General features: G+C 43.9%; 14 protein-coding genes. 3 read left to right on the forward strand and 11 right to left on the reverse strand.

Annotation, left to right across the window (positions count from 1 at the left end; translation table 11 throughout):
• Positions 1–192: 192 nt before the first annotated feature.
• The 6 genes from DXC51_RS23795 to DXC51_RS23825 all read right to left on the reverse strand — a co-directional run bounded on the left by DXC51_RS23795 (position 193) and on the right by DXC51_RS23825 (position 10,654).
• Entirely contained in the window at positions 193–1,245 is a 1,053-nt protein-coding gene (locus tag DXC51_RS23795; RefSeq protein ID WP_181970180.1) for a LacI family DNA-binding transcriptional regulator, read from the reverse strand.
• A gap of 108 nt (positions 1,246–1,353) precedes the next feature.
• Positions 1,354–2,439, reverse strand: a complete 1,086-nt coding sequence (locus DXC51_RS23800; protein WP_021637961.1) for an NADH:flavin oxidoreductase — start codon at positions 2,437–2,439, stop codon at positions 1,354–1,356.
• 296 nt (positions 2,440–2,735) lie between these two features.
• Positions 2,736–4,325, reverse strand: coding sequence for a carboxylesterase/lipase family protein (locus DXC51_RS23810; protein ID WP_044914940.1), 1,590 nt, complete (start codon positions 4,323–4,325; stop codon positions 2,736–2,738).
• Positions 4,326–4,339: 14 nt separating this feature from the next.
• A complete protein-coding gene (locus DXC51_RS23815) occupies positions 4,340–5,920 on the reverse strand; it encodes a carboxylesterase/lipase family protein (RefSeq protein WP_117545543.1) in 1,581 nt (526 codons plus the stop codon).
• 19 nt (positions 5,921–5,939) lie between these two features.
• Entirely contained in the window at positions 5,940–8,318 is a 2,379-nt protein-coding gene (locus DXC51_RS23820; RefSeq protein ID WP_117545544.1) for a glycoside hydrolase family 2 TIM barrel-domain containing protein, read from the reverse strand.
• Between the two features lie 35 nt (positions 8,319–8,353).
• Positions 8,354–10,654, reverse strand: a complete 2,301-nt coding sequence (locus tag DXC51_RS23825; protein WP_117545545.1) for an alpha/beta hydrolase-fold protein — start codon at positions 10,652–10,654, stop codon at positions 8,354–8,356.
• A 390-nt stretch (positions 10,655–11,044) separates the two neighbouring features.
• Between DXC51_RS23825 and DXC51_RS23830 the strand changes: the two genes are divergently transcribed.
• On the forward strand, positions 11,045–13,474 hold the full coding sequence (locus DXC51_RS23830; protein WP_243003262.1) for a glycoside hydrolase family 2 protein: 2,430 nt from the start codon (positions 11,045–11,047) through the stop codon (positions 13,472–13,474).
• Positions 13,475–13,545: 71 nt separating this feature from the next.
• Here DXC51_RS23830 and DXC51_RS23835 read toward each other — a convergent pair whose 3' ends face one another.
• Positions 13,546–15,630 carry a beta-galactosidase gene (locus tag DXC51_RS23835; RefSeq protein ID WP_181970181.1) on the reverse strand — a complete coding sequence of 695 codons (2,085 nt, stop codon included), beginning with the start codon at positions 15,628–15,630 and terminating at the stop codon, positions 13,546–13,548.
• 228 nt (positions 15,631–15,858) lie between these two features.
• Here DXC51_RS23835 and DXC51_RS23840 point away from each other — a divergent pair, with 228 nt between their 5' ends.
• Positions 15,859–16,710 (forward strand): AraC family transcriptional regulator, encoded by an 852-nt coding sequence (locus DXC51_RS23840; RefSeq protein WP_102289461.1) that lies wholly within the window; start codon positions 15,859–15,861, stop codon positions 16,708–16,710.
• A gap of 26 nt (positions 16,711–16,736) precedes the next feature.
• On the opposite strand, the gene DXC51_RS23845 is transcribed toward DXC51_RS23840, so the two are convergent.
• The 4 genes from DXC51_RS23845 to DXC51_RS29680 all read right to left on the reverse strand — a co-directional run bounded on the left by DXC51_RS23845 (position 16,737) and on the right by DXC51_RS29680 (position 20,570).
• Positions 16,737–17,660 carry a carbohydrate ABC transporter permease gene (locus DXC51_RS23845; protein WP_117545548.1) on the reverse strand — a complete coding sequence of 308 codons (924 nt, stop codon included), beginning with the start codon at positions 17,658–17,660 and terminating at the stop codon, positions 16,737–16,739.
• Positions 17,661–17,671: 11 nt separating this feature from the next.
• Positions 17,672–18,616, reverse strand: coding sequence for an ABC transporter permease (locus tag DXC51_RS23850; RefSeq protein ID WP_102289463.1), 945 nt, complete (start codon positions 18,614–18,616; stop codon positions 17,672–17,674).
• Positions 18,617–18,684: 68 nt separating this feature from the next.
• On the reverse strand, positions 18,685–20,322 hold the full coding sequence (locus tag DXC51_RS23855) for an ABC transporter substrate-binding protein (protein WP_102289464.1): 1,638 nt from the start codon (positions 20,320–20,322) through the stop codon (positions 18,685–18,687).
• A 74-nt stretch (positions 20,323–20,396) separates the two neighbouring features.
• Positions 20,397–20,570, reverse strand: a complete 174-nt coding sequence (locus tag DXC51_RS29680) for a hypothetical protein (protein ID WP_181970182.1) — start codon at positions 20,568–20,570, stop codon at positions 20,397–20,399.
• A 306-nt stretch (positions 20,571–20,876) separates the two neighbouring features.
• Here DXC51_RS29680 and DXC51_RS23860 point away from each other — a divergent pair, with 306 nt between their 5' ends.
• Positions 20,877–22,067: a serine hydrolase domain-containing protein gene (locus DXC51_RS23860; RefSeq protein WP_181970183.1), complete on the forward strand. Its 1,191-nt coding sequence runs from the start codon at positions 20,877–20,879 to the stop codon at positions 22,065–22,067.
• Positions 22,068–22,174: the final 107 nt, after the last annotated feature.

Below are 22,174 nucleotides of genomic sequence, written 5' to 3' on the forward strand. Positions count from 1 at the left end.
GCAGGCAGTGGTATTTCCCTCCTGACTTTGACGGCCAATATAATTGATGTTTCTACAAATAATTTTGCTAAAGTTTAGCATCGGTTTATATAAAAAGCGACGCTATCTTCAGATAGTCCGCCGCTTAATACGGGAACATTTTCAGGGGCGCTCCGCCCCTTCGGCTTCATTCACACCTTACGATACAGCAGTTTACGGATCCTGCCTTTCTGTTTTTTTCTGAAAACTTTCTCCATAAATCAATTTCGTCACATGCAGCTTGGAAAGGGTAATATGAAGATCATTCTGCAGAATTGTCAGCAGCAGATGCATGGCATTCGCCGCCATCTCCGAAACCGACACATGGAGCACTGTTACGGTGGGGTAAAGATACTGGCTGAAATCTCCGTCCCCATAGGCGATTATTTCCATCTGCCCCGGAACCGCAATATTTCCATCACGGAGCGCTGCAAGAATGCCGCTGTTCATCCTGCTTGTCTGTACAAAAAGGGCAGTTGGCAATTCTGCGCACTGCAGCATTTGTTTTACCGCTTCATAGCCGCCAATCCCGTTTCCAGGTCCCGATACTTTCCATTCATCCTTTAGCTGTATGCCGCATTTCCTGCACTCCTCCGCAAAACCATTATACCGCAGAACACTGGCTGCGCTGCGGTTTTCAGAGAACACAATTCCCGCGCGCTCATGCCCGTTTTTGTAAAAAAGTTCCGCACACTGTCTTCCGGTCTGATAGTCATCAACATAAACGCTGCTGTAATTTTCCAATGTCTGGTTAATCAATACAATCGGCATCTCAAACAGGTTCTCTCTCAGATAATCGCTGTCCTTTTCCGACAGGCCGCCTATGATAATTCCATCGTACTGCCTTCCGGAAAATGCATCCTCAAAAGCATTCAGATGATCATATTCAAAGGGCTGAAGAACGATTTCCACTTTTATCTGATACTGCTTTACCGTCTCCTGAAATCCGGAATAGAACTGGCCTAAAAGGCCCCCCATGTAATGCAGGTTCCAGAACACACCAATACGGAAGCCATCGCTTTTGCGAACTGTCTTCTGATTCTTTTTCTGGGTTTTGCCTGGCTGATAATTCATCTCCCTGGCAGTATCCATAACAATTTTCTGGGTTTCCCTGGATATTCTCAGTTCATCTCCCCGTCCGTTCAGGACAATGGACACCGTTCCTGAGGACAGCCCCAGGTGCTCCGCTATTTGTTTTACCTGCACACCTCTTGTATTTTTCGGCATTTGCTTCAGCTCCATTTACATTTCTTTATTGTAACTGTTCAGTACCCCTCACAGTTACCCTTTATTTTTACAACATGTCCATAATATACCAACCGCCGGCTGTCCAGGCTACTGCTTTTGATTCCGTAAAAACAAATTTCTTCCCGGGCACACCACCGTCCCGTCATTCAGAAATGGGCTCCACTTACAGGCCGGCCGGCAATGCAGACATTTTCCGCAGCTTCTTCCTTCCAGGACATCATTTCCGAAATTGGGATTTACTAAAAAGCCCCTTCCCACATCGATCATATCCACTCCCGCCTGCAGAATGGCTTTTTCAGCCATTTCCCCATCCGTAATGCCATCTACGCCGAAAACCGGCATATCCGGCAGACGTTTCTTGATTTCCTGGGCTCCATAGATGGCTTCTGAAAAAGGATACCCTTCCGGTCGCAGGGAAATGCTTTCCCCGCCGAAACCATATGATATATCCAGGAAATCAGCTTTTCCCGCCAGGGAAAGCGCATGTTCTATCCCATCCTCCAAAGCTGGTTCAAAGGCCCCAAGCCGTATTCCTGCCACGAAGCCTTCCCCGCAGCTTTCCCTGATTCCTTCCAGTATATCCAGCGCGAATTTTTCCCGGCGTTGTCCGTAGATATCTTCCCTGTGATTGATATTACGGTTAAAAAACTGGCAGATAAGATAGCTGTGGCAGCCGTGCAGCTCAATTCCATCCAGGCCCGCCTGTTTGGCCCGCCGCGCTGCCTGCACAAAATCATCAATCACTTCCCGCACACGCTCCGGAGACATCTCGCAGCCTCTTGCCCGCAGCTCCCCATTGCTGTCCCTGAAACTGTAATCGCTGGGGCAGTCGGCATTTTTCTCGATTCCCGACACTCCTGCGTGATGTAACTGCACAAAAAAGGGCACATCATACTGATGCACGGCATCCGCCAGCCGCTTCCATCCTTCTGTCTGTTTATCTTCCCACAGCCCAAGCTGTGTTTCATGAAGCCTGCCCCGCTTTGTTACCGCCGTGGCCTCGGCGATAATCAGACCGGCTCCCCCTGCTGCCATATCCCGGTAATGCTGCAGGTTTTTATCCGTTACACAGCCGCTGTCATCCGACCAGTGAAAACAGACCATTGGAGGAACGGCAATTCTGTTCTTCGTCCATATGTTTTTGATTTTTACACGTTCTTTTAATTTGTCCATGCAATCTCCCCCGGCTTTATGCAGGTTGCCCTGCGGTATTGTTCTTCTGCATTTTATGCTGCCGCGTTTTTACCGGCAAATTCCTGTCTTTTTTAACTGCTCTCTTTTATCATATACTTTTTCAGATACGATGGCAATCGGTCAGATGCATTTTTTTGCTAAATTTATATTTTTTAGCATGACAAAAATCCGGCGACATGCAGACAAGCAAGCCTGCGCAGCCAACACGCAGACCTGCCTGAAAGGTTAGTTAAAACATTTTCTGTCGTTTTCCCAGCCCGGCGCATTTCTTTCAGCTATACCCGCGGTCCTCCGCCAAATAGCTTCGCCTCCACGCTGCGATCCTGCTGTGTCATCATAAACGGATGATTCGCCAAAAATTCCGCCAGTTCCTCTTCCGCATCCGCAGATTTTACCTCACATTCCTTATCAAAATACATCATTGCATGCTGCTTCTGCGTATAGGGCAGCCATTCAGGCGCCCCAGCCGCTTCCGGTCTGCCGGTCCTGGCAAAACTGCACCAGCAGCCGCACACGATTGTCTGCACCAGCTCCGTAATTCCCGGAATGTAGGAAGGCTCTATATAATCCGCGTTATAGAATACATAGGGGATTTCCGCGTTATGCCAGGGAAGGGTTCCCCCGTATACCGGCTGCTCCAGCTGAAACATATAACCATAGGTATTTTCCAGACCGGCCCCGGCGCGTATTTTCAGATAGTCAAAGGTACCCGGCCGGAATATCCGGTCCGTAAAAAGCAGATCCTGTATCCGGTTCCCTGGATATGCCTTTCTGAATAACTTCATGGCTTCCTCTGCAGCTTCCCCCAGTTTTTCCCGGATCAGCGCTTCCGCTTTTTCTTCCGTCCAGCTGTTTTTGCGGCCGTCATCACAGGTTGCGGCAAAATTCTGGCAGAACTCGCCCAGTACATTCCCTACAATCACCGGCACCTTTTTCGCATGCTCACATATCCCCGCCTCAAAGATACTCCCCATATAAAGGTCATCATCCCTTTTGGGTCCAAAATCCATAAAGGCCTGAGGCCCCAGGCCGGAAATGATCTGCTGGAAACGGTAATAGGGCACCTCTTCAATTTCCCGGATCCGTTCCGGTGTAATTCCCAGTTTATCCAACAGCAGCCGCGCCATATCCGGGCCTTCCGCCTTGCCGGAATGCGCCCGGATTATCCCGCTTTGTATTACAGCCCGGTGGAACAGTCCGGCTGCCGACGGCATCTGCAGAAGAGCCGCGACCTTCCCGCCGCCTCCTGACTGCCCGAAAATAGTAACGTTCCCCGGATCTCCGCCAAAGGCTTCGATATTTTTCTGCACCCAGCGCAGCGCTTCTACGATGTCCGCCATGCCTGCGTTTGCGGAATACCTGTATTCCTCTCCATATGCAGAAAGGTCCAGAAATCCCAATACGTTCAGCCGGTGGTTCAATGTGACCACCACCACATCCCCGAAACGGCTCATATTTTCTCCGTCATATGCGAAATGTTCAATCCCTGACCCCGTTGCGAAGCCGCCGCCGTGGAGCCATACAAGAACCGGCCTCTTCCTCCCCGCATCCGGCGACTGCGTCCAGATGTTCAGATACTGGCAGTCCTCATCCTGGGGATAAAAAACATGCGGTACCGTATAATTATCACTTGGCTGCACCGTCTGGATCTCAGGGCATACCGGCCCATAAATAATGGCCTCTTTCACACCTTCCCAGGACTTTGCCGGCTCCGGCAGGTGAAACCTTCTGGCCTCGCAATATTTTATCCCCCTGAAAACATAGGTGCCGTCCACAATTAATCCGCGCAGCTTCCCGTTCGGCGTACAAACCACCGGTTCCTCCGGATTACATATGACCTGTTTTGTCAATTTCTTTATAAACATAATAGCCTCATTTCTTATTTCTTGGATCCCATCAGCTTTGAAAAATCAACCTTCCGTGCAGGACACAGTTCCAGCAGCTCCTTATCGTGATCTGTCTCCAGCCTGCATTCCCGGTCAAAAACCATGGTCCGGTTTTCTTCTCCTCCAAAGGCATCCCACTGCGGGACACCGCTGCCGTTCGGACTGCCTGTCTTTGCAAAATTCACCCAGGCCCCGCTGACAATATCCTGCACCGCAGGCGTAATCCCCGGAATGAAAGAGGGCTCCAGGTATTCCGCATTATGGAATACATAGGGGATTTCCGCATTATGCCAGGGAACCGTGCCTCCGTTAAAGGGGGATTCCAGGGTAAACAGGAAGTTATAAACACCTGCCTGCGAAAATTCCGCCCGCTGCCTGGCAAAAGCCAGGGCATTCTGCCTCATATCCGTATCCATGAACAGAATGTCAGCGGTATTTTTATCCGGATACGCCTTCCGGAAGGCTTCTATTATTTTCTCCGTTTCCTCCCCATATTCTGTGCAAAGCAATTCGTACTTATATTCCTCCATCCAGGAATTTTTGCTTCCTGTACCTACAGGAGAGGCATAATTATTTAAAAATTCCCCGAACACAGAACCGCACAGTACGGGAACATCCCTGGTATCCTCAATAAATCCGTGTTCCAGGGGATGTCCGGAATAAAAATCCTGATCCGAAAAAGGACCGTACATCACAGGCCTCCCCTCTTCCCGGGAGAGCCGCCCGGCGGCATAATCCGCCGCACAGGCCAGCTCGTCATAATGAATGCTCTCCAGCTCTTTCACATGCTCCGGGAAAATTTTCAGATATTCCAGGATGTAAGAGGCAAGCCGGCGGGAAAGAGATCTCGTCATTTCAGTTCCCGGGCGCATGCCCCCGCTCTGCAGGCAGGCCCGGTGGAAAAGCCCTGCCGCCCTGGGCGACTGCAGCATGCTGACTACTTTGCTTCCTCCGCCGGATTGCCCGAACAGCATCACATTATCCGGATCCCCGCCAAAGGCTGCAATATTCTCATGAATCCACTGAAGAGCAGCCACCAGATCCGCCAGGCCGGCATTGCCCGAATATCTGTACTCCTCCCCATAGGCGGAAAGATCCAGAAAGCCCAGCACATTCAAACGGTGATTCAGCGTGACCACCACTACGTCCCCGAACCGGGAAAGCTCCTCCCCGTCATAGGCATAATGCTCCACACCGGATCCGGTCATCATCCCGCCTCCGTGGAACCACACCATAACAGGCTTTTTTACCCCTTTTTCAATACTCTGCGTCCAGATATTCAAAAACTGGCAGTCCTCGCTCTGTACGGTAAAATAATGCGGCACCGTATACTGATCATGAGGCACGCAGGTGAAAATTTCCGGGCAGGCATTCCCATAGGTAATTGCCTCTTTTACGCCTTCCCAGGGCGTTACCGGCTCCGGCAGATGGAACCTCTGCGCCTGTGCATAACGCACGCCGCGGAATATGCAGGTCCCGTCAGAAATAACACCGCGCAGCGTCCCCGCCTGTGTATGTACCTCGGCCCGGCCGTAATCCAGAATGACCTGGCTGGTTAATTTTCGTATATACATAATGATTCACTCCCACCATCTATTCTGCCCGGAAGGTCACTGTTTCCGCAGCTCCGTCTTCTGAGGCGAAGGTAACACGCACCTCTCCTTTTCCCTCAACCATTACCGCTGCCAGCAAAAGGCCGTTGAACATCCTTCTGCCCGGGCTGGAATACAGGGAAAGATCAAGCAGATCTCCCGCGTCCATCCCCACCAGCCTTGCCGGGCCTTCCACCTGGCAGGAAATCATCGGGCAGGCATCCGGTACAAACCGGCCTTCCTCATCCCTGGCGGACAGTTCTATCTGCACCAGGCTTCCCTCCGATATTTCCGTGTTTACCACGTCTGCTGACAGCCCAGCCATTTTTCCTGTGGTACACACCTCATCCACCGCTACAAGCTCCCCGTTCCGGAAGCCTTCCGCACGCAGCACTCCCGGTTCATAGGCCACATCCCAGGAAAGATGAAGATCATTTGTTGTGGAACATTTATGGAAGCCTTCATTCCAGGCACGCACTGCCCCGTATCTGGGACACTGATATCCTCTGCTGCCCACATAGCGTCCGTTTATGTATAACTTAACTTCTTCACAGTTAGTATAGCAGATCACCTGTTTGTAAACGCCCTCCTGCCCCTCAAAATTCCACTGGGGCGCAAGATGAAGCGTAATTTCCTTCGTATTCCATATAGATCGGAAATAGTAGAAGGTATCCTTCCTGAAGCCTGCCGTGTCAAGCGGTCCGCACGGCGCGCCGCGTCTCGGCCATCTGGTTTCTCCCAGATAATCAATGCCGGTCCACAGATAATCGCCGGAAACAAAATCATGGCTGGCCGTGTAACGCCATAATGCTTCATGATGCAGTGTGGCAGTTGCGTAATTCCCGAACCATCCCTCCTGGGAATAGTCTCCGCGTATGCCTCCCGCGGAAGGATTTTCCGTGCCGATCATGCGGCGTTCCGGATACTCTTTCCGATCCTCCTCATAGAAGGTTTCCGCCCGTTCTCTCCACCGTCCCACATAATTATAGCCCACCACATCCAGGGCATTTTCAAACTCACGCAGAGTACGGATCGGCTCCACTGCAGCAATATTATCGCAGGCGGAGGTCACCATACGGCTGGAATCCTCCTGATGGCAGATGTCCTGTAAAAATTTCAGTATTTTCACACCATCCACAGATGACTGCTCGGGAATTTCATTGCCGATACTCCAGATAACCACCGAAGGATGGTTATAGTCGCGTCTGAGCATAGCGGTTAAATCCTCTTTCGCATGATTTGTAAAGAACATGCTTGAACCGTATGCCAGGCTTTCCGAATAATAATTATCCGTTTTGTTCTTCGCCAGGAGCCATTCATCAAAAGCCTCGTCCATAACAAGAAAGCCCAGCTCATCACAGAGATCCAGCAGCACGGGAGCCGGCGGATTATGGGAACAACGGATTCCGTTACAGCCCATATCTTTAAGCTCCTTCAGCCTTCTCTCCCAGCTTTCCCGATAACCTACAGCGCCTGTCAGGCCGCAGTCATGATGGACGCACATACCCTTTATTTTCACAGTCCCGCCGTTTAATAAAAAGCCCCTATCCGCGTCAAATACAGCTGTCCGGATGCCTGTTTTGCAGGTAAAGGAATCCAGCTCCCGGCCGTCCGCAACAACGGTGCTCACCAGGGTATACAGATAAGGATCCTCATCCGTCCATAAATGAGGTGCTTCCACAGTCGGACGTACCATGCAGTCGCTGCTTTCACCCGGCTCAAGATACAGTGCAATCCCTGAGGTGGAAACAAGCTTCCCGTCACGATCATATATTTTATGGAGAACCCCCACATTTTCCGCCGTGCTGCCGTCATTGACAACCTGAGCGCGGATCTGCAGCAGCGCCGTATCCTGTTTCGGATAAATGCCGTTTGTGGCGCAGCGGACACCGAAATGGTCAAAGTGGATTTCATTTGTACGCACCAGGTAAACGTCCCTGTAAATCCCGGAGCCGCTGTACCAGCGGGAGTTGGGAACCAGATCGTTTTTCACGCGCACGGCCACCAGGTTTTCACCCTCCCGCACCAGCTTCGTTACATCCACATAAAAGGAGGTGTAGCCGTAGCCGTAGCCGCCTGCTTCCTTTCCGTTTACATAGACTGTGGAATCCATATAGATGCCCTCAAAATACAGGTATATCTTTTCCTTTTCCGCCGGACGTTCCATCGTAAAATGCTTTCTGTACCAGCCGATGCCGGATTTTGCATACCCGCCTCCGCCGCCTGTCTTTTCATTTTCCTGCGGGGCATAATCCACGCTCCAGTCATGGGGGAGGTTTAATTTTCTGAAGGAATTTTCATCAGCCTCCTGTCCTGAAAACGTGGGATTGTCTTCCAGGATAAAATACCAGTCCTTGTTAAAATTCGTTGTTTTTCGCATATAAACTACCCTTTCTGACCCATAGGCCCATTTAATTATTTAAATACTAAATTCAGGAATGCTCTCAATGCCTTCCTCCAAAATGTCCAGTTATGTTCTCCGGGTATATGGAAAAAAGTGATTGGAAGCTCATATTCCTCCTTAAGCAGCTTCATAGCTTCTGCATTTCCGGAATATAAACGTTCATCCTGCTCTCCGCAACCCACAAAAATTAACTGATATAAATCTTTAAACTTTTGCCTGTTAAAGAGTACCGAATTATTATTGGCAACCTCATCCCTGGTATAGAATATGCCGGAAAAAAATCCACCATTTGCAAACACTTCAGGATGGTTAAAAACAATTTTGTACGACTGCATTGCCCCCATCGAAAGCCCTGCCATAGCTCTTGCCTTTTTGTCCGGGACGGACTTAAAATTTTTGTCAATAAAAGGTACTATATCCGATATCATCTCTTCATCGAAAGATCCCAGGGATGGATTGCTGGAGCCATCCGGTTTGAAGCTATACCCTTCTGCCATTACCACCAGCATTTTTCTGCACTTCTTTTCTGCAATTAAGTTGTCCATCATATTCTGGATTTTCCCGTGCCATACCCATGCAGTCTCATTTTCCCCTCCTCCATGCTGCAGATATAATACAGGGTACTTATCGGCAGAAGTATCATATCCCGAAGGAGTATAGATGTAAAGCGGCTTGTCACGTCCATCGATGGAAGACCTGTAGGACATTAGCCTGATACTTCCATGTGGTACATCTTTTAAAAGATAATCCTGAAACTCCGGATCTTCCATTTCAAAATAATTGGCCGCACAAAAACCCCCGTAACAACACTGCGTAAAGGGATGTACAACATGAACATCGTCTATATAAAAATATACATAATAGAATCCCGGTTCCACATTTTCGCATACAGCTGACCACATATTCCCATCAGGCTCTCTTTGAAGGTTTACTTCTTCTCCCCTAAAGCGCACCATTACCTTCACTGCATCACCCGCTTCGATGGAAAATTCAACCCTCCCTGGGCCTAATACAGTAATGCCAGTACGAATATCCACATAACTTCCCGCCGGTCTTCCTTTGGCATCCACATGAAATACTACATCCTTATAAAATGGGTCATTAAAAAGAGGATTCATAAACAATGCCTGGTTAGGGCCATGATATTCCCTGCAGACTATCCTTTCATTCAGCAATGTCGCCGGATATTCAGGCATCGTTATATCACCAAAAATACTCTGTACAAAATCAAACAAACTATGACGCCATGGGCTCCATTCATGATAACCGTCATAACTTCTTACTATTGTCTGATTCCCGATATCATCCAGTTCCTTTTTGAATGCATTCAATTTATTCAATGCGTTTTCGTAAATCCCCGCACTTAAAAAAATCCCCCCAAAAGAAAGCTTTTCCTTTATAATTTTCTCAATCCCTTCAGAGGAGGGGCCGCTGAAAACGCCCAAATATCCAAACAAATCCGGATGATTTGCCGCAGATAGCGAAGCCTGTGCAGATCCCAGAGACAAACCGGCTACTGCTCTGAAGCTTCTTCCTTTTTTCACTCTGAAATTGGACTCTATGTAAGGAATGCAGTCATATACCAGCTCACTGTCAAAATCACCGGGATAAAATATGGCCTTTTCTCCTTCCTTAAAAGAATAACCGCTGTTCATTACTATGATCATTTCCTGACACTTTTTTTCTGCAATTAAATTATCTAAAATATAATTGGCCTTTCCACTCCAGAGCCAACTGGTCTCGTCTTCACATACACCATGCTGCAAATAAAGAACGGGGTACAATTTATCGACATTTTCTTCATACAAAGGCGGTGTATAAATATAGGCATATTTTGTCCTTCCATTCACGGATGAATGATAAAGTTCAATGCGTACCGTCCCATGCGGCACTTCTCTTCTGAAATAGAAATCATCCTGTGTCTCCGGAATATCGAAAAAATTCATCATTCGAAAGCCGCCATAAAAACGTCCATCCGGATTTGAAACTCTTACTCCGTCTACAAACCAGTCACAATAATGGAATCCTGCAGGAATGCCGCTGAGTATTCTGGTAAAATACCCGTTTTCTTTTTTGAATAAAGGTATTTTATCGCTTTTAAACGAACCTGTAACTCCTGCCACTTCCACGCACTCCGCTGAGGGCGCATAAAAATTAAATTCAACATCGCCATTGTCAAATACATTCACCGCCTGAATTCGATCGATGTAGTGTAAAAAATCAATCCCTTTTTCTCCGCCTGCCGCCTGTTTGGCGATTGGTGAATAGGCCAAAGGATGTGACAACAGCGCTGTATTGGTAAGCCTCTTCATATCATAATTCCCCTTACGCTTTTTCTTCTATTTTACCATTCTCAGTTCATAAATAATTATGAAAAATTGCTTACAAATCTATTAAAGTTGCTTTTTCATTATCTTATTAGGAATAAATGCAAATTACATACTTGTATCTGCCGTTTTCATTCACCTTTTCATGTTTCATAAAGTGATTGTGCCTTCACTTTTTTTTGAATAATTATATAGATTTATTGCTCTTTTTTTGGAATAGTTGTCCTTGCTAAAAAAACAGCTGATAATTATAATTTAATAAAAGGATGATATTTAGAATCGTCTTTTGGCAGCATTTTACTAATTGTTCTTGTGTCATTCAATTCTGCTTTATAGAATTGGAACAGATACACAGAAAGGGGGATTATTTTGGAATTGCATTTAGTTAAGCAGGAACGTCATGAATTTTTCGGATTTGGCTGGACTTTCCATTATGGAGATCTGGATATTCACGAAGCAGAACAGGGAGAAAAAGATTTTTCACCGGTTACTCTTCCGCATGACTGGCTTATGGATTATGAAGCAAACGGGCCGGATGAAAAAAGCGGTTCTATGAACTGGAAATATGGGGTGGGAATATATCGTAAAGAATTCATTATTGATAAATCAAACAAAAATCGTATTATCAGCCTGTTGTTTGATGGTGTATACCAGGATGCCACCGTGTATTTAAATGGGGAAAAGCTTGGAAATAATTACTATGGCTATATTCCTTTTGAATTTGATATTACTAATAAAGTAAATATAGGTGAAGTAAATACATTGCTTGTCAGGGTGGATAATTCCGCACAACCCAATACAAGATGGTATTCAGGAAGCGGAATCACAAGAGATGTCTGGATTTCATCACTCCCCCCTATACACGTGGCTTCTAATGGTACTTATATCGTAACGGACTCACTGGAGAATAATATTGCATCTTTATCAATTACAACAGAAATCAGCAACAGCGCGGCCGTTGATTCTGAGATTGAAATAAAGAATAAAATTTACAGCCCCGATGGTCTTCTAATTGCATCCATGTCCGAAAAAATGACAATCGGAGCAGGTCTCAACAATGCACTTATCAAACAGAATCTGTCAATAAGAAATGCCCTTCTCTGGAGTCCGGAGCACCCCTATATGCACCAGATGATAACAGAGATTATAGTAGACGGTATCATAGAAGACCAGTACGTTACCCCTTTTGGAATCAGAACCCTTTATTTTGATGCCGACAAAGGTTTGTTAATCAATAAAGAACATATAAAAATACATGGTATGGCCATCCATAACGAAGCAGGACAATTAGGCGCCGCAGTTCCCATTAAAGTATGGAAAAGGCGTTTTGAAAAACTGAAAGGCATGGGCTGTAATGCAATACGGACAGCGCATAACCCGGCCGATCCTTTAATATTAGATTTAATGGATACTATGGGACTTCTATGCATGGATGAATTTTTTGATGAGTGGACCATTTGTAAATGGAGTAAGTCCAGAGGCACTAAAGAAGTCCCTCCCCGCGGTTATGCAGAACATTTCGACAGGCTGCATATAAAAGATTCCGAGACAATAATCAGGAGGGACAGGAATCATCCTTGTGTTATTTTATGGAGTGTCGGCAATGAATGTGAAGAGGTTAACACGGTAGACGGTTGGGAGGAAATGAAGGAGTTACGTGATATCTGTCACAGAATGGATCCCACCAGACCAGTTACCGAAGGTACTAATATGTTGGCTCATAACAGCAAATATACCTACGAAAAATTTATGGAATATCAGGATGTCCGAGGATTTAACTGGGTTAATATCTGGAATGACAGGGCGGAACTATTCTATGAACCGGATAAAATCCGTCATCCCGCCGCCCCTATGGTCATAACAGAAACAGGCGGCATTCCGGGAAGCCGGGGAAATTATCCTCTACCTCAAAGAAGAACCGGTCCGACCGGTCCTTTCAGAAGTTCACCGTACTATGCATGGCCGGTAGAAGCCAGCAAACATATGCGTTTTATTGAGACCAGAGATTATATTTCAGGTGTATTTTACTGGACTGGTGTGGATTATATGGGCGAATCTCCTTATCCATTCAGATCAGGTGAAATCAGTCCTGTGGATCTGGCAGGTTTTATAAGGGATAACTGGTATTTTTACCGTTCCTTATGGATGCGCAATGAACCTACAGTACACCTGCTTCCTCATTGGAATATGGATGTTGAAAAGGGAAAAATCATTCCTGTTATCTGTTATACCTCCTGTCCTTCTGTAGAGTTGTTTTTAAACGGAAAAAGTTATGGAGAAAAAGCTTATTTGTATCCTGCCGTTGGAATTGACGAATGGCCAAACTTTGATTTAACAAAACCACATGCCAATACCGATGATCTTTTCCTTTCCTGGGATGTTCCTTTCGAAGAGGGAGAATTAATTGCCATAGGCTACGACCGGGAAGGTCATGAAATAGCCCGCCATGAGGTGCGCACTTTCAAGGAAGCAAAAGAAATAAATCTGAAATGTGATTCTGCCTGTATTAAAGCTGACGGGCGTGATATAGCTCAGCTTGAAATATCTCTGACAGATGAAGATGGGAATTTGGTAATGACCGCGGAAAACGAACTCGTTGTCAAAGTAACCGGTTCCGGGCACCTTTTGGTTCTCGAAAATGGAAACAGTACGGATCATACCATGGGAAAATGCGAAACCAGAAAAGTACATTATGGCCTGCTCCTCGCTGTAATACAGTCTAACCGGGACGAAGCCGGAACAATATATGTAGAAGTTGAAGGAAACGGCTTTAAACCCCGGACATTAGAAATCATTACAAAATAAAAACATACCTTCCGCATCCATAAATAATTCCCGCCCAAGAACCTAAAAAGTGTTTTGGGCGGGAATAAACTTTAATTTCCAATAATAACGGAATATTCAGGTATCAGCTCAACGCCCGTAATCTCGCATCCTGCCTCTACAGATAAGTCATAGTATACATCCTGACCAAAACAACAGGGAATTGTATGGGCGCTATCATATATTCGTATTTCTAACATTGCAGGGTAGTGAAAACGGCGGAGAGGAATATTCCAGGGCTTACCCGTATTAAACCAATCGTCGATTAGCCTTTCTCCATCATATACCTCAGCGCGATCTCCCAGGAAGTGTACATTCAGGTAAATTTGGTTTACCAACTCCGATGACAAATGTTCTAAATTAATCTGATAGGAACGATACTTAATATTCCCGTTTTTATCCCTTTCTTCTCCTGTCAGCTCGAATTCTGCCCGCATCCTGCACACCGACAGCAATGCGCTTTCAGAAGGCCCTGCCATAAACTTTTTCACAGTTCCATCTTCATGATAAATTTTAATTTCCTGCTTTTCCTGCGTAATCAGCTTCTTTGTGCCATCTTCCTCAATAATACAGCTGTCTTCTCTTTCCACTACATATAAACCATCACTGAACAGGAAGCCTCTGTCGGCTTCTGACTCTGTAAGTACTGTTACCCAATCAATACAAGGCATTGCTTCTATATGCGGTTTTTCATCTGAATACAGAAAAACTCTTTTGCCGAGCCTGCACAGAAGGCTGCAATTTGTTTTTTTAATTATAGTATCGCTCATCTTCAGTTCAATTGGAATAACATAACATCTGTCTGCAGCAAAATGCAAATGTTCCACAGAAAATTGTGTTCCATCAGGCAAATGGATATATATATTCACGTCCGGATGTTCCTCCATAAGGCGGTTCCTGACATGATTATTTACAAAAAGGAATCCTGTTTTGGAGGTATAGTTCCAACGTAATGCAGCACGTATTGTTTTCATATCTTCCGCAGATTCAGGAACAGACGCTGGAAGAACTGTTTCAGCCTCTGCAATCTCGCTTTCAAAGGATGAAAGCAAAAGATGATACTTTTTTAATACCCCGAAACTCTCATTTATTTTTCCCGCCTCATTAATACAGGCATCGAAATCATAACTCTTTCTCGGAACTGTAGTATTTCCTCCAATACTTTGTGCTTCATTCAAATCCGAATATTTACCATCAGGATTAATGCCCCCATGGTACATATAGTACCCGATTAAATTAGCGCCAGCACCGAGCACGCATATAATATGCCCCGCGTTATCAATAGCTTTTGAAACAGGTCTCCTGTGGCTTGTCACCTGCAGCCCTCCGCCAAGTTCGGCGGTCAAATATGGATAATCCCTCCGGATCGTTCCGTTTTTTTCATCAGCCTTATGGAAATCAGAACCTGTATTGGCATCATCACGATAAGGAATAAAAAGGAAATTTTCCATCGCGGGTAATTCTTTTGTAGAATTATCCCAGGGAGCATCCACATATCCGGATAACACCTGCAGTGTCTCATCTATCGTACACGCTCCGCCCCAGGCAGTCGCTGTATAATAGGGTGTATCCAATCCTGCTTTTTTTGCAAGATGCAACAATGTCTTCATATGCCTGGCCTGTTCTGCTTTATCGTTCGGGCCTCCACAATGTCCATATTCATTTTCCAGCTGAATTCCAATTACAGGACCACCCTCTTTACACATCATCCCCCGTGATTGTTCACCAATCTTTGTATAGAGTGTTTCTACAAGCGCCAAATACTTTGGATCATCTGTCCTTTTTTCAAAATCGTCTGCATACTGTACATAATCAGGGAAACCGCCATGACGGCACTCGCCATGCGCCCAGGGTCCTATTCTAAGCCATACCTTCATATCAAGCGCCCTGCACACATCCAGGAATTTCCTTAAATCCCTGCATCCTGAAAAATCCCATTCTCCTTGCCGTTCTTCATGATGATTCCAAAAAACATAGGTAGCAGCGATATTCACGCCTCCGGCTCTCATTTTCAAAATAGCCTCTTTCCATTCTTCCTGTTTCAAACGTGAAAAATGGATTTCTCCCATAACCGGTATAATACGTTTTCCATTAACAAGCAGACTTTTTTGATCCGCCTGATATAAATTACCGGCCAAATCTCTGCCTCCCATATTTAATAATTCTGGCGTATTCTTAACTGCCGGAATTTGAAATATTAATTTTTCCATTACAAATTAATCTCCATTTCTTAGTATTTTTAATTAAATTTTTGAAGTCTTTGTACTTGTCAGTTTTAGAATTCTTGCTTATAATATAATTCAATTAAATCCAAATTACATAATTTTTTGCCTGTTAATAATCAAAAATTGCGTTCAGAGGAAAATATGAAATCGGTTGAAGACAAAATCGACAAAAAGTCGGATTATTTTATTAATTCCCCGACAGATGCCATAACTGAATATTTTTTATATCCTACCCATTTAGGGCATTTTTTTTATCAGCCAGGTTACAGGCAGCATCGTATGCATTTTGACAGTTTTTTGCTTATGTATGTACTGGAAGGTTCACTTACTGTAGAATTCGAAGCTAAAAAATGGCCAGCTGAAAAAAACAATTTTATTCTTATTGACTGTTATCAGGAGCACAGTTACTATTCAGATACCGGCTGGGAAGCGATATGGATTCATTATGACGGATTTTCGGCACGCAAAATGTATAATATGATCGTAAGTAAACTCAGTAATATATTTTCTCTTGATGATCCATTGCCAATTATGAATCGCATGGCAAAAATTTACCAGCCTTTTACAAAAAAGGAACCTGTAAGAGAAGTATTGCTTTCGAAATACCTCAACGATATCCTGACGGAACTTATTATTTACACACCTCTCCAAATAAAAGAAGTTCAACGTGCCTCTGCAATTGAAAACGCGAAAATATATATTCAGGAACATATACAAGAAGAACTTAGAGTTGAAGAACTTGCAAAAAAAGCGCTGATGAGCACCTATCATTTTATACGTGTTTTTAAAAAAGAAACGGATATGACGCCTCATGAATATATTATCAATTACAGACTCCGCATTTCAAAAATTTTACTTTTGGAGAGCAACATGTCAGTCAATGATATCTGTTATGAATCCGGCTTTTCCTCTGCCAGTATATTTTGTGCCGCATTTAAAAAAAGTGTAGGCCTGTCCCCAACAGCTTATCGAAAAAAAGGACGCATTGATTAGATGCGTCCTTTTTTTTCACTATTGCTTCACCCCTTCACAGCTCCTATTGTCATTCCTTTAACGAAATAACGCTGGACAAAAGGATACAATAGTACAATAGGACCGGTTGCAATCACCGTCATAGCCATTTTCATACTTTCCAAAGGAACTGTAGTAATCGGAATGCCGGATTTTTCTGCGACTAAACGCATTGCCTCCGCACTGCCCAGCATTCTCTGCAAATAATACTGAAGCATAAATTTATCTTCATCCGTTATATACAGCATACAGTTATACCAGTCATTCCAATATGCTAATGCCGCAAAAAGACATAACGTAGCAATTAAAGGCTTAGACAAAGGTATAATCAATTTGATATAAATTGTAAAGTCGTTCGCGCCATCAATTTTAGCCGATTCTGTTATAGATGCTGGTATTCCCGCCATAAATGATTTAGCAATAATCATATTCCATACTGAAAAAACCATCGGAAGAATTAAAGCCATATAATTATTTTTAAAATGAAGATATCGCATACAAAGCATGTATGTCGGCACAAGCCCACCGCTGAACAGGGTTGTAAAAAAGAAGAAAAACGCAAACTTGTTCCTCCATGGAAAATCTTTTCTGGAAAGTACATATCCCGTCATAGTTGAAAGAAATACCGCCAAAAAGGTTCCTACTATGGTAACACATACAGTAGTTCCATACGCACGAATAATCTGTTCCGGATTCTTCAGACACAGGCCATAGCTTTCCAGGCTGAATACCCCTGTAGGAATAATTGGATATCCGTTTTTTATTAAGGATGTTTCCGGTGTAAAGGATGCCAATATAATTAAATAAAATGGAAGTAAGCAGATTATAGCAAAAATGCCGATAAATAAATAAGCAACTATATTAATGGAAATTACATCCGCACCAATGTGTATACGATTTTTTGCTGCATTTGCTTTGCGATTATTTTTCATACTGCCCTCCTTTAATACAATGCATAATCAGGATTTGTTTTCTTTACTAATCCATTTGCACACATAATCGTAACAAAACAAAGTACTGACTGAAACAGGCCTGCAGCTGCCGATACTCCTACATCACCGGAAGAAATCAATAATCTGAAAACATAGGTGTCAATAACATCAGTTACAGACTCAAGTAAAGCACTTGATTTTACTGTCTGATAAAACAATCCAAAATCTCCTCTGAAAATATTTCCGATTGCCAAAAGTACCAGGGTCATCATCGTTGGTATCAAAGATGGTATGGTCAGATATCTGATTTTCTGCCAGGCATTGGCCCCATCCAGCGAAGCTGCTTCAAACATTTCCTGATCCATAGACGTAATGGCCGCAAGATATACTACCGAGCCATAACCCGTCTGTTTCCACATTTTCAAAAAAGTCAGCAAAAACGGCCATGCGCCGGGAGAGTTGTATAAATCAAAAGGTTTTGCTCCAAGACTTGTAAGAATATTATTTGCAACACCGCGTTCGAAACTAAAAATATTATAAACTATTGCTCCTGCAACTACCCAGCTGATAAAATAAGGAAGGAACATAAATGATTGTGCCGTTTTCTTAAAAATTTTGCAACGCAGTTCATTCAATAAAATTGCACTTCCCATTTCCAGGACCACACCAAGAGATATGAATATAATATTATATAGAATCGTGTTTCTTGTTACCATTCCAAGTTTACCGGAAATCATCAGTGCCTTAAAGTTATTGAGACCATTCCAGGGTGAAAAATAAATTCCGCCATTATAGTTATATTTTTTGAATGCCAGTACAACACCCGTCATAGGAATATAGGAAAAAATCACCACATACAAAACTGCAGGAAGAAGCATCAGAAGCAGTATCCAATGTCTTTTCACTGTTTTTAAAAACGGTGTTTTCACTGGTTTCACTTTATTAATCCCATCCATTGTTTTTCCTCCGTCAATGCATATTTAATGAAAAATGGCGGGGTATCCGCCATTTTTCTTACTCTCATTTAACGAGCTGCAAGCCATTCATTATATTGTTTAAACAACTCTTCCTCAACAATCTTAATTCCAGCTCCGTCCAGTTTGGCATTCATTTCTGCAAGGTATGCATCTACATCATCTACCAGGCCTAACTGAAGCGACGGAATATAATCACCAAGGATTGCTTTACATGCAGATGCATAATCAGACACTTCTGTATCATTAAATACGAAAGTTATCGTTGGATTGGAAGTTATCCTCGGCTCCCAGGAATCAACCATTTCCTGTTCACGCGGTTCTACTCCGGTTTCCTTATAAATTCCATTATTTATCCCCCAAGATAAAGAAACACTGTTAGGCGGATATGCTTCCACATTCGCAGCCTTAGCATAATTAAAGCCATCAATTGTATAATGTTCATTTTCAAAGCCCAGAGTAATAAGTCTGTTTACATATGTATCCATTTTCAGAATATCGAGTACCATAGCCGTACGTTCAGGATTTTTTGAAGCTGCTGCAATAGCAATATCCGAATTATTGTACTCCTCGCAGGCCACAATATTATCTTTCGTCAAATCATAGGCCGCACACTTAACACCCTCATTCTTTTCGGCCATCCTCATATAATTAAATACCGTGCCGTTCCAGGCTATAGAAGCTCCCTGCAGTGCACCAAATGCATCATCATCTGAAATTGTGTTGGAAAGTGCACCGCGGGACCAGCAGCCTGCGTCAGCCAAAGTTTTCATATCCTTAGCAAATTTAACAAATGATTCTGAATTCCAGCAAAGTTCAATATCATCGGCAGAAGGCAGTTCTCCTTCTTTATATTCATATTGATAATGCAAATAATTATCCTTAAGAATATAGAAGACATTATATTGCTGACGATACACTTCCCAAAGTTCCGCATTATTCCCTGAAGAAGCCTGTGCAAGAATACCTGATTCCGGCGTTTCTTTTTCAGCAATTGTAAGCATAAAATTCATATAGTCTGACCAGTTGTCCAACTTCTCTATGCCGTATTTTTCAGCTAAATCCTGACGAATCGCCACAATTTTAGTGTCAGCTTTTTCAGCATTACAGGGAAGCGCTACAATTTTACCATCAATTGTGGATTCTGCATAACTTGTCTCAGCCTGATACTTATTGGTCAAAGGCATATTCTTTGCTACAAAATCCCTGTCAAACGTATAAAAAGAGCCTTTTGCCGCTTCAGTATACATATAACACCATGGAGCCGTATAAATTGCATCTACCTCTTCACCGCCTGCCAGAACCAGTGAATATTTTGTACCGTAATCAGCCCAACTCATAATCACTGTTTCAAGCTTGGTATTAAAAGGCTCCAGGTATTCGTTAACAGCTGCCATAACCTTATCCCAGTCCTGAGGCGTATCACCAATTAAATATAAATAAACAGTATAGGGCTTGCTTAAGTCAACATTTGTATACATTTCCGGTGTTGCTTTAACCACTCCGTCTGTCAATGAAGCCGGAAGTTCCGCTAATACATCAGCCGCAGGTTCTGCTGCATCTACTGCTTCTGTACTTTCCTGTGCTCCTCCTGTTGCCCCTCCTGTTTGTTTACTCGTTCCTCCACATGCTGCCAGCAGTGAAAGTGCAAGTACAGCAACAAGTAAACACGATAACCTTTTTTTCATAAACTGTGTCCCCCTTTATTTTTTTCACTAATTTTTGCTAAATCTTAGCAATGATTTATATAGATAATATAGCATTAACTTATCCTGTTTTCATTCTTATTTTTGCTTATTTTTATAGAAAAATTGCTTTCACACAATCTTAAATTATGAAAAAAAGTTGGGAAATCCATATTATAACCAAGGGTATAGTTTTCTTTTTCTCCTTTCCATTCAGCATAGGTATGAGCCCGTTGCAGACAAATAATCATATTTTCTCCTTACTAAATTTTAAAATATAAATAACCCTGTCGTTTTCGTTTTAATTGATTGGATTATATGATTTATTTATTCCTTCAATATTTATTCTATAATCAATATATTATTTTGCTAAATTAATAAATTTGTGCTAAAATAATTTTAATATACCTAATTCGTCTCTATAGCTATAATCAACAGCAATTTTCTTATTACTCAGAAAATCTCATATAATGAACAGAATTTTAGCTATAATCCTTTTGTTCATTTATGATATTTTTATATCAGAATTATTTTCTACATATCAAAAGGAGGATTCTATGGGTACTTTTAAAAATCTTGACAGGCTGCTTGATTCGTTTACACAGGGTTCGATTCCCGGCTGTGCCTGTGTCGTCATGCAGAATCATGATATTCTCTACGAAAGCTATTCCGGCTTCGCCGATATCGAAAAGGGGACAAAAATCAACGAACGTTCCATTTTCCGCCAGGCGTCCACAACAAAACTGTTTACTTATGCCATCGGCATGATGCTGTTTGAGGAAGGGGCGTTCCGTTTCACGGATCCGATATATGATTTCCTGCCGGAATGGAAAAATACTACCAAATATGTGCAGATTCCGGGGCGCGCAGCCCAGGTGGTTCCTGTGGAGCATCCCATTACTGTAAAGGATGCCTTTACCATGTCCTGCGGCCTTCCCTACTGTATGAGACCGCTTGATCATGTGACCGATAATCCTACCGTCAATGCCATGTCCGAAGCGGTCAGGCCCTATTGCAAAGATGGGAAAATCCCCACGCTGCGCGACGAGGTCCGCGCCATGGGCTCCGTTCCGATTATGTTTGAACCCGGCACCCATTGGCTTTACGGGCTGGGAAGTGAAATTGTGGGAGCTATTGTGGAAGTAATCACAGGAAAATCTGTGCGTCAGAACATGAAAGAAAGGCTGATTGATCCCCTTGGCCTGAAGGATACCGCCACTTTCCTGGATGAGGAAATGATGGGCCGCCTGGTCACCTGTTACCAAATCACTCCTGATAAAAAGAAAGAGCCTATGCCCCGGGAACTGGACGATATCATAAAGATCGGCGGTGCTCCGGAATACTCCAGAGCCAACTTAAACTGCAGCTGCAGGGATTTTGCCGTATTTATGAGCATGCTGGCAAACGGCGGCCGCTACAAGGGTGAAAGTCTTCTGGGAAGGAAGACCATTGACCTGATGAGAACGAATCAGCTTGGGCCGGATCAGCTCAGGGATTTCTGGCATTATAACGGCGTGGATATTCTCGGTTATGGCTATGGAATGGGAGTACGGACTCTGATGGACAAAGCCCCCGGCGCATCCAACGGCTCGCTTGGCGCCTTCGGCTGGTCCGGCGGTTACGGCTCCTGGGCGGAGGCCTCTCCTGAAGATCATCTTTCTATTGTTTATATGCACAATACGCAGGGAGAACATAATGAGCTGTTTCATGTGAAGGTCCGGGATGTTGTTTATGGGTGTATAGAATAAACATCTGTTTTATGCATTTATAAGGGGCTATCAATTCCTGACAGCCCCTTATCTTATTTCAAATATTATAAAAAACTTTTTTGTATCTATTAGGAGCTGATTTTAAA

The organism is Eisenbergiella massiliensis, from assembly GCF_003435485.1.

Bases quoted from the DNA above. Each gene is read 5' to 3' on its own strand.
- DXC51_RS23795 (WP_181970180.1), bottom strand. From the start codon at position 1,245: ATGCCGAAAAATACAAGAGGTGTGCAGGTAAAACAAATAGCGGAGCAC.
- DXC51_RS23800 (WP_021637961.1), bottom strand. From the start codon at position 2,439: ATGGACAAATTAAAAGAACGTGTAAAAATCAAAAACATATGGACGAAG.
- DXC51_RS23810 (WP_044914940.1), bottom strand. From the start codon at position 4,325: ATGTTTATAAAGAAATTGACAAAACAGGTCATATGTAATCCGGAGGAA.
- DXC51_RS23815 (WP_117545543.1), bottom strand. From the start codon at position 5,920: ATGTATATACGAAAATTAACCAGCCAGGTCATTCTGGATTACGGCCGG.
- DXC51_RS23820 (WP_117545544.1), bottom strand. From the start codon at position 8,318: ATGCGAAAAACAACGAATTTTAACAAGGACTGGTATTTTATCCTGGAA.
- DXC51_RS23825 (WP_117545545.1), bottom strand. From the start codon at position 10,654: ATGAAGAGGCTTACCAATACAGCGCTGTTGTCACATCCTTTGGCCTAT.
- DXC51_RS23840 (WP_102289461.1), top strand. From the start codon at position 15,859: ATGAAATCGGTTGAAGACAAAATCGACAAAAAGTCGGATTATTTTATT.
- DXC51_RS23845 (WP_117545548.1), bottom strand. From the start codon at position 17,660: ATGAAAAATAATCGCAAAGCAAATGCAGCAAAAAATCGTATACACATT.
- DXC51_RS23850 (WP_102289463.1), bottom strand. From the start codon at position 18,616: ATGGATGGGATTAATAAAGTGAAACCAGTGAAAACACCGTTTTTAAAA.
- DXC51_RS23855 (WP_102289464.1), bottom strand. From the start codon at position 20,322: ATGAAAAAAAGGTTATCGTGTTTACTTGTTGCTGTACTTGCACTTTCA.
- DXC51_RS29680 (WP_181970182.1), bottom strand. From the start codon at position 20,570: ATGATTATTTGTCTGCAACGGGCTCATACCTATGCTGAATGGAAAGGA.
- DXC51_RS23860 (WP_181970183.1), top strand. From the start codon at position 20,877: ATGGGTACTTTTAAAAATCTTGACAGGCTGCTTGATTCGTTTACACAG.